The following is a 237-nucleotide window of genomic DNA, read 5'->3' as shown; positions in this document are numbered from 1 at the left end:
TGAAGTTATTAACTAAACGTAATCGTGGAATATCTCTGACAAGAATGTTTGAAGAAATTCATCGAAAAATGCGTGGGTGGCTTCAGTACTACTCAATTGGGAAACTAACTAACTTTATCCAACGCCTCGACAAGTGGTTGAGGGTCCGAATAAGGCAGTATATCTGGAAGCAATGGAAAAAGTTTAAAACTAAGGTAACTAACTTACAGAAGTTGGGGCTGTCCCAGCGTGATGCAT

Annotated in this window: 1 protein-coding gene; it reads left to right on the top strand. The window is 39.7% G+C overall.

The features are described from left to right. Positions 1-237: group II intron maturase-specific domain-containing protein (locus H5S10_RS00030; protein ID WP_325064745.1), on the top strand; the 237-nt coding region annotated here is incomplete at both ends.

The sequence above is a fragment of the Limosilactobacillus balticus genome, from assembly GCF_014145615.1.
GTDB classification, from domain to species: domain Bacteria; phylum Bacillota; class Bacilli; order Lactobacillales; family Lactobacillaceae; genus Limosilactobacillus; species Limosilactobacillus balticus.
The sequence above is the reverse complement of the archived record's forward strand: the minus strand, read 5'-3'. Positions and strand labels throughout refer to the sequence as shown.